The organism is Uliginosibacterium flavum (genome assembly GCF_040566545.1).
In the GTDB taxonomy this organism is placed as follows: domain Bacteria; phylum Pseudomonadota; class Gammaproteobacteria; order Burkholderiales; family Rhodocyclaceae; genus Uliginosibacterium; species Uliginosibacterium flavum.
The window spans coordinates 62385-71175 of sequence record NZ_JBEWZI010000020.1; the positions used below are offsets into that span (position 1 = coordinate 62385).

At 61.9% G+C, this 8791-nt stretch carries 8 protein-coding genes; all 8 read right to left on the minus strand.

The annotated features are described in order from the left end of the window. Nucleotides 1-3: 3 nt before the first annotated feature. The gene (locus ABXR19_RS16015) at nt 4-432 is read right to left on the minus strand and encodes a hypothetical protein (protein ID WP_354602153.1); all 429 of its coding nucleotides are present in this window, start codon (nt 430-432) and stop codon (nt 4-6) included. Further along, nucleotides 429-1055, minus strand: coding sequence for a hypothetical protein (locus ABXR19_RS16020; RefSeq protein ID WP_354602154.1), 627 nt, complete (start codon nt 1053-1055; stop codon nt 429-431). The genes ABXR19_RS16015 and ABXR19_RS16020 overlap by 4 nt, the downstream gene beginning before the upstream one ends. Beyond that, complete coding sequence (locus ABXR19_RS16025; RefSeq protein ID WP_354602155.1) at nt 1052-2539, minus strand: hypothetical protein; 1488 nt, start codon at nt 2537-2539, stop codon at nt 1052-1054. Before ABXR19_RS16025 ends, ABXR19_RS16020 begins: the two co-directional genes overlap by 4 nt. A gap of 1 nt (nt 2540) precedes the next feature. Continuing rightward, on the minus strand, nt 2541-3743 hold the full coding sequence (locus ABXR19_RS16030) for a type II secretion system F family protein (RefSeq protein ID WP_354602156.1): 1203 nt from the start codon (nt 3741-3743) through the stop codon (nt 2541-2543). 13 nt (nt 3744-3756) lie between these two features. Continuing rightward, a complete protein-coding gene (locus ABXR19_RS16035) occupies nt 3757-5469 on the minus strand; it encodes a GspE/PulE family protein (protein WP_354602157.1) in 1713 nt (570 codons plus the stop codon). Between the two features lie 14 nt (nt 5470-5483). Next, entirely contained in the window at nt 5484-6671 is a 1188-nt protein-coding gene (locus tag ABXR19_RS16040; protein ID WP_354602158.1) for a tetratricopeptide repeat protein, read from the minus strand. After that, nucleotides 6668-8239, minus strand: coding sequence for a pilus (MSHA type) biogenesis protein MshL (gene mshL, locus ABXR19_RS16045; RefSeq protein ID WP_354602159.1), 1572 nt, complete (start codon nt 8237-8239; stop codon nt 6668-6670). Before mshL ends, ABXR19_RS16040 begins: the two co-directional genes overlap by 4 nt. Nucleotides 8240-8460: 221 nt before the next feature. Beyond that, nucleotides 8461-8791, minus strand: a 331-nt coding sequence (locus tag ABXR19_RS16050) for a hypothetical protein (RefSeq protein WP_354602160.1), incomplete at its 5' end; no start/stop codon positions are given.

Sequence of the window (8791 nt, forward strand, 5' to 3'; positions counted from 1 at the left end):
GCCTCACGGCTTCTTCCCCTCAGCCTGTTCCGGCGTCAGCCGGATCTGTTCGCCCACCTTCAACTCCACCGTCTTGCCTTCGCCGACAAACACGCGTGCGGAGCGCTCGCCGTAGCTGGCGACGGGGGCGTGGCTGCTGTGGGCCTGGCCGTTGATCCAGACGGTGCTGCGGCCGCTGGAGCGGCGCACGATGCCTTGCAGGGCGATGGTGTCGGATTCCTGTTCGTGGCTGATGCGGGCGTTGCGGCGTCGCAGTTCATCGAGTACGGCACGCTGTTGCGGGGTGTGGAAGAGGCGGCCGAGGCTCTGCTCGGAGACCCGCTCCGGTTGGGCTTCTGCAGCCTGCCCCCATGCATAGCCGCAGCAGGCAAGGCTCGCGCAGGCGATGGCCTGAAGAGTGAGTCTGATCGCGGCTGTACGGGTAGGGGTCATGGTTGTTTGAGATTGGCTGTGGCGGCGGGGGCTTGCACCGTTATCCAGTCTAGTTCGCATTCGGCGGCGAGGCGGGCGTTGCCTTGATCGGCGGCGCCTGCCAGTTCGCTGAGGCTGCATTTGCGGGGCTGGACGATGGCGCCGCTGATGTTGCGCAGGTCGTCGAGGACGCGCAGCAGATCGCCTTCGTGCAGCAGTTGCAGGCTGAGTTTCATCTGGCTGGCTTTGCTGGCGAACTGGCCGGCGGCATCGAGTTTGGCGAGTTCGCGTTGCGGGGCGAGGCTGAATTCGAGTTTGCCGAGGCGGCGAGTCTGGCCGATGTTGCGCAGGGCGTTGGCCCAGTCCAGGCGGTTCTCGGCACCGATCAGGCCTTGCTGGTGCAGTTGGTCGAAACGCGCGATGGTCTGGCGGATGGTGGGTTCATCGGCCTGGGCTTTTTGATAGCGCTGATGCAGGGCCTGGGCGGCGCTGCGGGCGCTGTCGTGTTCGCGCTGGGCGTGCTTGAGTTGTTGTTGCGAGGCCCACAGAAGTCCGCCGCCAAGGGCGATGAGGACGACGGCGACGAGCACGCTGAGGCTGAGCTGGCGGGCGCTTTTTTGTGCAAGAAGAGGGCGGCTGTTCATGGCTGCTTCTCCGGGCTGATGAGCAGGCGCAGCTTGAATTCGGGGCGCTTGTTGGGGGTATCGGCGCCGCTGCGCAGGGTTTTGTCGGACTCGACATCGAAGGGCAGGTTGAGCAGGCTGAGCTCGTCGCCTTGGGCACGCACGGCAGCGGCGAAGGCGCGGATGCGGATGATGGCGGCGCGCGGGTCGGCGGCGGCGCTCAGCGGCAGGGCAGCATCAAGGGTGGCGCTGACTGTGCCGGAGGCGTCGTCGGCTTGTTGCCAGTCGATGCGCAGGACGTCGACATCGGGGTAATCGTCAAGAACATGTGCGAGGCGGCGCAGGGCGTCGGCCGGGTCGGCGCGGCGGGCGGCAAGCTGATCAATGCCATTGACGACGCTGTGCAGGGATTCGAGGGAGGTGGGCAGTTGCGGCAGGGTGGCGAGCAATTGCTGGTAGCGTAATTCCTCTTGCTGGCTTTCGGCCTGCAGGGCTGCGCCTTGCTGCCACAGGCTGCGGCTGGCCAGATGATTGTTGAGGGCCAGGCAGAGCAGCACGCCGGCGGCAATCGCGCCGCCCCACAGGATGGCCTGACGCAGGCGCTGCAGTTGATAGCTGCGGCGTTCGTTATCAGGGGCAAGTTGCGGGGCGCGTCCGGCACGCAGGGCCAGCCGCATCATCAGCGGGTGGCTGTCGGAGGCGGTGGTGCGGCTGCGCTCGCCGAAGTGATGGGCGAGGGTTTCGAGATTGACGAGGTGGAAGTCGAGTTGCTCGGCGCGCTCCAGACTGGCCAGCACTGCGGCGAAATCGTGACGGGCAAGCAGCAGCCACACCGGCAGGCGCACATTGCGGGTAATCCAGCGCTGGGTGGTGAGGTACTGGACGGTCTTCTGGGTTTCGCGCAGGCAGGCTTCGCCCCAGCTGGCGTAGTCGCCCTCGGGCGCCGGTGAGAGACGCGAAAAGCGCAGCTCGCCATTCTCGAAATAAGTCTGGCGGATGCCGGCGGGCGAGAAGCTGACGATCAGGCCGCGCGGGCTTTCCGGATTGAGCCCGCTGAGCAGTTGGCGGGTGAGCAGCGGCACGCTGTAAAGCGCGGCCAGCGGGGCTTCGTGCTGGTGCAGGGCGGCCAGCCAGGGCTCCAGCGCGGCAGGACGGGTGACGGCCGCAAACAGGATGCGCTCGTCGCGCCGGCCTTCCTTTTCGCGACCCAGCGAAATGGCCGTGCTGTACGGGGAGCCGAAGAAGAGCTGGGCCTGCTTGCGGGCGATCAGGGTTTTGCGATCCGCGCCGGCAACAAAGGGAATGGTTTCGGACTGGAAGCCTTCATCCGGCAGATCGACCAGAAGGGTGTGGGTGCCCGGTCGGGCGCGGGCGAGCCAGGCAGAGAACTGGCTGACCCCCTCGCTGCTGTCCGGATAGCGCGCCACGGCCTGACTTTCTCCGCCCGCGCTGAGATAGCTGGAGAGCCCGGTGTGATCGATGCAATGGAGGTAGCGGGTGAGCATGTCAGATCTTCATCTTGGTGATGATGTCATAAACCGGACCGAGGACGGAGATCGCAATCCACAGGATCAGCCCGCCCAGCAATGCCATTAATAATACTTCCATGCTGACCTGCAGGTTGGCGGTGGATTCGCGCACATCGCGTTCGTAGAAATAGCCGACATTATGCAGGGCCTGGTCGAGCGAGCCGGTGTGCTCGCCCACTCGCAGCATGCGCACGACCAGCGGCGGGAACAAACCCACGGCAGAAAAAGCGGCAGTGACGTTATGGCCTTCGGCGATGAGCTGTTCGACGCGCTCCAGCGCGTCGCGCATGACGCGATTGCCGACCACATCCTGGGCCACGCGGATGGTGTCGATGATCGGAATGCCCGATGCGTACATCATGGCAAACAGGTTGGCAAAACGCGACAGCACGATCTTGCGATAAACGCTGCCGATGATGGGTAGGGCAAGTTTGAAACGATCCCAGCGCAGGGTGACCGCCGGGTGGGTGCGGATCAGGGTGCTGAGGGTGATGATGCTGCCCACCAGCGTGCCGATGATGAGCGGCCAGTAGTGGGTGATGACGCTGGAAACCCACATCAGCAGCTTGGTCTGGAAGGGCAGCTCGACGCCGGTGGAGCGGAACAGTTTGGCGAGTTCGGGCACCACGTAAATCATCGCGACGAAGACGGCGACTAGAGTGATGGTGAGGACGAAACTGGGATAGACCGCGAGCTTGCGCACGAAGGAGGCGAGTTCGTCTTCGCGCTTGAGCGCCTCGTTGAGCTCCTTGAGTACGTCAGGCAGATTGCCGCTGGTTTCGCCCGCGCGGATCAGGGCGCAGAACACGGAATCGAAGGCGTCCGAGTGTTCGGCCAGCGCTTGAGACAGGCTGCGGCCACCTTCGATGCTTTCGACTAGTGAGGCGATCACTGCGTGCATGCGCGGGTGTTCGGTGGAGTCGCGCAGATCGGTCAGTGAATCAATCAGCGGCACGCCGGCACGGGTCAGTTGTTCGAGGTGAAAGCAGAACAGGCTGCGTTCGCGCACCGGCAGGCGTCCGCGCGTGCGCCCGAGCGGATTGCGCGAGGCTTTGCTGGTGATCAGATCCAGATCCATGCGCTTGAGGCGCATTTCCAGATCGACCGCATTGAGGGCATCGACCTCACCGCGCACGAGGCTGCCGGCGGCGTTCATGGCTTTGTAGGCGAAGATGGCCATGACGGTGCCAGCCTTAGAAATCAGCGCTGAACATGCGCTCGGTCAGGTCGACGACGCGGGCCAGTTCTTCCAGCGTGGTCAGGCCTTCCGTGACGCGGCGGATGCCGTCTTCGGCCAGGGTGCGGAAACCCTTGGCACGTGCGGCGTTGCGCACTTCGCGATAGGTGGCGCGGCGGGCGATCAGCTCGTCGATATCCGCATCCATGCGCATTAGTTCCATGATGGCCATGCGGCCTTTGTAACCCTGATTGTCGCAGGCCGGGCAGCCGACGGCTTCAAACAGGGAATACACCGGACGTTCATTGCCGGCGCCGAGTAGCTTGAGTTCGTAGGGTTCGGGTGCGCGCTGGCGGCGGCAGTGCGGGCACAGCTTGCGTACCAGACGCTGGGCGACGACGCCGATGATGTTGCCGGCCATGATGTCGGGCAGGATGCCGATGTCGAACAGGCGCGGGATCACGCCGATGGCCGAATTGGTGTGCAGCGTGGCGTAGACCTGATGGCCTGTCATGGCGGCGCGGAAGGCCATTTCGGCGGTTTCTGAATCGCGAATTTCGCCGATCAGGATCACGTCCGGATCTTGCCGCATCATCGAGCGGATGCCGTTGGCAAAGTCGAGTTTGGTGGCTTCCGAGACCGAGGTCTGGCGGATCATCTGCATCGGGTATTCGACCGGATCTTCGAGGGTCATGATGTTGATGCCCTCGGAGTTGATGTGATTCAGGATCGAGTACAGCGTGGTGGTCTTGCCGCTGCCGGTCGGGCCGGTGAACAGGATGATGCCTTCGGGGCGGGCAATCATCAGCTTGAGCATTTCGAGCTGGGTGTCGCCCAGCCCCAGACGATCCAGCGGGACGATGCCTTTTTGCCGGTCGAGGATGCGCAGGACGACGTTTTCGCCGTGGATCGTCGGTTGTGAGGAGACGCGGAAATCCACCGGGCGGCCGCGTACGTTGAGCGAGATGCGTCCGTCCTGCGGTGCGCGGGTTTCGGCGATGTTCAGGCCGGCCAGCACCTTGATGCGTACCGCCATCGCCGACCAGTAGGATTTGTGCAGTACGCGGATCTGGCGCAGCAAACCGTCGATGCGGTAGCGGATGCGCAGAAAGCTGGCCTCCGGTTCGAAGTGGATGTCGGAGGCATCGCGCTTGACGCCATCGGCCATCAGCGCATCGATCAGGCGCACGATGGGCTGGTCGTACTGATCGCTGGCGGCCAGCGAGCGGTAGTCGATTTCGCCGGTTTCGATCTCGGTGAGGATGCCGTCAATCGACAGTTCGAAGCCGTAGTACTGATCGATGGCATGGGCGATTTCGTTTTCGCCGGCGAGCAAAGTGTCGACCAGCGTTTCGTCTGGCAGCAGCGCACGCAGCTTGTCGAGGGCGACGATGTCGTCGGTATCGGCAATCGCCACGGTCAGGCGGCGGGTTTCTGAATCCCAGCGCAAAGGCAGCAGGCGATGACGTTTGGCGATTTCTTCGGGCACCAGCGCCAGCGCGTCGGTATCGGCAATCGCTCTGGTCAGGTCGACGCCTTGCTTGCCCAGCGATTCAGACAGGGCGTCGCGCAGCGCTGCTTCGGTGACGAAACCGAGCTGCACCAGCAGCTTGCCGAGGGCGAGATTGGAGCGGCCTTGTTCGTGCAGCGCGATGCGCAACTGGTCTTCGGTGATCACGCCATGCGTGATCAGCAACTGCCCGAGAGGTTGATGGTGAGGTGCGTTCATGTTTCGGGCCGGGCTCAGGGGCTGGCGGTTTTGCTGCTGGCGGCGTCTTGCAGGGCGCTGGCACGCTTGCGCGCAGCCTCCGGATCAAAGGCGACCTGGCCACGCCGGCCTGTTGCCGCAGCACGTTCGTAGTATTGCTGGGCCAGCTTGGGCTGGTTCAGATGATCAAGGCTGACCGCCAGATTGTAGAGCGTGTCGGCATTCGTGGTGTCCAGCGTGTGGGACTGGAAGAAGGCACGTTGCGCTTCGCTCCAGCGCGATTGGCGCGCGTAGATGCTGCCCAGCGCGAACAGGGCCGTGGCGGACTCCGGTTGTTCGGTCAGCAACTGGCGCAGACGGCTTTCGGCCGTGGCGGGATCGCCTTCGCTATATAGCAGGACGAGTTGGGCGCGCGTGTTGGCATCCTTGGGATCAACGACCAAGGCCTGGCGGTAGTAACGCTCGGCTTCTTCCGGGCGTCCGCTGCGTAAGGCGATCATGGCCATGGCATTGAGCGCATCAATATTTTTCGGTTCGGTGCGCAATACGCCAAGCAAGCCTTGACGCGCCGAAGCCAGATCGCCGGCAGCATAAGCGGCGAAGGCTTGCTGGATGGGCGCCGCGGCATCGTTGGCAGGCAGGAAGGCTGGAGAGCGGCGCAGGACGGGCGTCTCGGAGGTGTCTGGCTGCAGAGGCTTGCTGGGAGCGGCTTCTCGGGTAGGTGCTGCGGGTCTTGTCTTTTGCGTCGGCGCTGTGACAGCGATGGGCGCGGGCCGAGCAAGGGGCACCGATTGAGCTTGCGGCGAAGGCGTGATGGGCGTTGTGACCGACACCGGCGCCGATTTTGCTGAAGCATTGGTCAGGGGAGCGCCTGCACCTAGTTGCATGCCGCCGCGTGGCTGAGTCGCCCACCAGATATAGGCCGCGCCAACGGCCAGCAAGGCCAGACCGCCCGCCGCCAGAATTAGGGGCAAGCGGCTCGGGGCGGCGCTGCGTTTTACTTCAAACAGTTCGCGTGCAGCCTCGTGCGACGGTGTGCGCGGATTCGCTCGGGGGGATGCCGCAGCGCTTTGTGTCGAGGCTGCCGGGGCTACTGGAGTGGGTTTAGCTGGGGGCTCGACGGGCTCCAGCTGCAAGGCGGCGCCCGCTGTCGGCCCTTCCGTTGGCGGCGTCTGGCGTTGCGCGGCCTCTGCCTGCTTGAGCGCGTCGATCAGCAAACTCATGGCTTGGCCTCGGGCAATTTGGGAATGTCTGGCCCGGTGGTGATGTCGAAGAAGCGTTCAGTCGGCACTTGTGATGCGAAAGCGCGGTAGTCCCCATCCAGACTCGGATTACGCACGATGGTTGGCCGTACGAAAATCACCAGTTCGGTTTTGCGTTTGGTGTCGTTGCGGTTCTGGAACAGGCCGCCAATGAGCGGGGTGTTGCTGGCGCCGGGGATGGAGTCGGTGTTGTTGTTGAGCGAATCTTCCATCAGGCCGCCCATCACCGCGATGTTGCCGTTGTTGATGCGCATGACCGAATCGAACTCGCGCGCACGGATGATGGGGATAAGGTTTTCTACGGTAGCGCCGTTCTTCATGAGCTGCAGGCTGGGATCTTTCAGGTCTTTGATGACCCGCGACAGGCTTGGACGGATATTCAGTGTGACCGAGTCATCTTCGCCGACTTGCGGTGTAATGGTCAGGACGAGACCGACTGGAACCGAGTGCAGGGTGGATGTGATGGTCGTTTTGGCCGCAGTGGTTGTTGTGGCGTCGGTTTCCTTGACCTCGTATGTGAAGTAAAGCTTGTCATCCACAACTTTCATCACGGCTGTCTGGTTGTTGAGAACAGACAGTTTCGGGCTGGATAGTACTTTGACCGTTCCAAAGGATTCCAGCAGGCGGATTGCACTTTTGAACTGACCGCGACTGGAGTCGTAACCCAGTTCGACCAGCGAGGGCGCTGCGGCATTCAGAATTGCCCCTTTTGCACCCTGGATAACGCGGAATCCGGTATCGAAAATATTGAGTGCCGACCAGTCGACGCCTTGCTGGTAATCCTGAGTGAGCTCTACTTCGGCAATGGTGGCTTCAATCAGTACTTGGCGCTTGGCGCTATTCATGACCCGATCCAGGAATTCCTGTACTTTCTCCTGTTGGCGAGAGGTGGCACGAACTGCGAGAACGCCGGTTTCTACGTTGGCAATGACCGAAGCTGCTTCGCGGAAGGTGATGATGCGTTCGGTTGTTATGGCGCTATTGGTGTTGTCGCCTCCTGTTTTTGTAATCGCACCTTCTGTCTTGAGTTTTCGTGTTTCCTGTTGGGTGGTTGATCCTTGTTGATCGACCAGCACGGTGCGTTCGGAACTGCCCTCGGGCAAAACCTTGTCGGTTTCGCGAAGCAGATCCTTCACGTTCTGGATCAGGCTGTCCCAGAAGCGGTTTTTTGAGGTGTTCTGAATCCGGGCAGACGAGCCGCTGCCCGCTGATTGATTCTGGGCAGAGTTGGCGTCAGCGCCTGCGCCGCTAGTAGAGCCAATCTGTGAGGACACCGAAATCACACTGTTGGTGTCGCGTGCCAGATTGACGTAATCGATCTTGTAATTCCGCAGGTAAGGCGCGTCAGGCATGACCGCCAGGTTCGGGCCATCCATCTCGAAGCGCAGGTCGACTTGCTTGCTGATGCGGGTCAGGAGTTGGGGCAGGGTCTGATCCAGTGCATTGAGCGTGACGTTGCCACTCAGGCCGGGGTGGATGTCAATATTGATCTTGGCGTCCCGAGCCAGAGCGAACAGCAGATCCTGCACCTTTATGTTGTTAACAACGACGGAATAGGTTTCCGGCTTTGGCGGGCTCTTGGGCGTAGGGAGCGAAAAGCTGCGCGCTGCTGGCGGCGGAATGCTAGCCGGGGATGAGCCCGTACTGGAAACTTGGCTTACATGCGGGCGCGGATCCAGATTGACTCCGGGAGAGGCGCATGCACACAACAGTAGGGCTGCCGGAAGGCAGCTTGCGCGGCAAAGGTAAATCACGCGTCGAAATCCTTGGAGGCAAGTCTGAAGCGACGATAGTAGCTTAATTTATATGGCTCTTCGTTGGCCGTACGGGTGGGGATGGCTGAGAGCGGATGTTTTGCGCACAAAAAATATCGTTCTTTTTGGCGCGAAGACCTTGACGCGAGGCTTGGTCTTGGCCATAATTCCGCTTCTCTGCTGATGACGAGTTTGTTCGAAACCGGCAGAGCTGAAAAATGAGTCAGACGTAGTTCTGGCGCGGTTTTGCAGGAAGTTAAGTGGATTTGTTGTTTGAACAAATTGCTTGACAGTGTTTGTAGGGTGTGTAGAATGCGCCCCTCTCGT

What these genes read in the sequence shown, in the direction of transcription:
- ABXR19_RS16015 (WP_354602153.1), bottom strand. Translation starts at nt 432, where the DNA reads ATGACCCCTACCCGTACAGCCGCGATCAGACTCACTCTTCAGGCCATC.
- ABXR19_RS16020 (WP_354602154.1), bottom strand. Translation starts at nt 1,055, where the DNA reads ATGAACAGCCGCCCTCTTCTTGCACAAAAAAGCGCCCGCCAGCTCAGC.
- ABXR19_RS16025 (WP_354602155.1), bottom strand. Translation starts at nt 2,539, where the DNA reads ATGCTCACCCGCTACCTCCATTGCATCGATCACACCGGGCTCTCCAGC.
- ABXR19_RS16030 (WP_354602156.1), bottom strand. Translation starts at nt 3,743, where the DNA reads ATGGCCATCTTCGCCTACAAAGCCATGAACGCCGCCGGCAGCCTCGTG.
- ABXR19_RS16035 (WP_354602157.1), bottom strand. Translation starts at nt 5,469, where the DNA reads ATGAACGCACCTCACCATCAACCTCTCGGGCAGTTGCTGATCACGCAT.
- ABXR19_RS16040 (WP_354602158.1), bottom strand. Translation starts at nt 6,671, where the DNA reads ATGAGTTTGCTGATCGACGCGCTCAAGCAGGCAGAGGCCGCGCAACGC.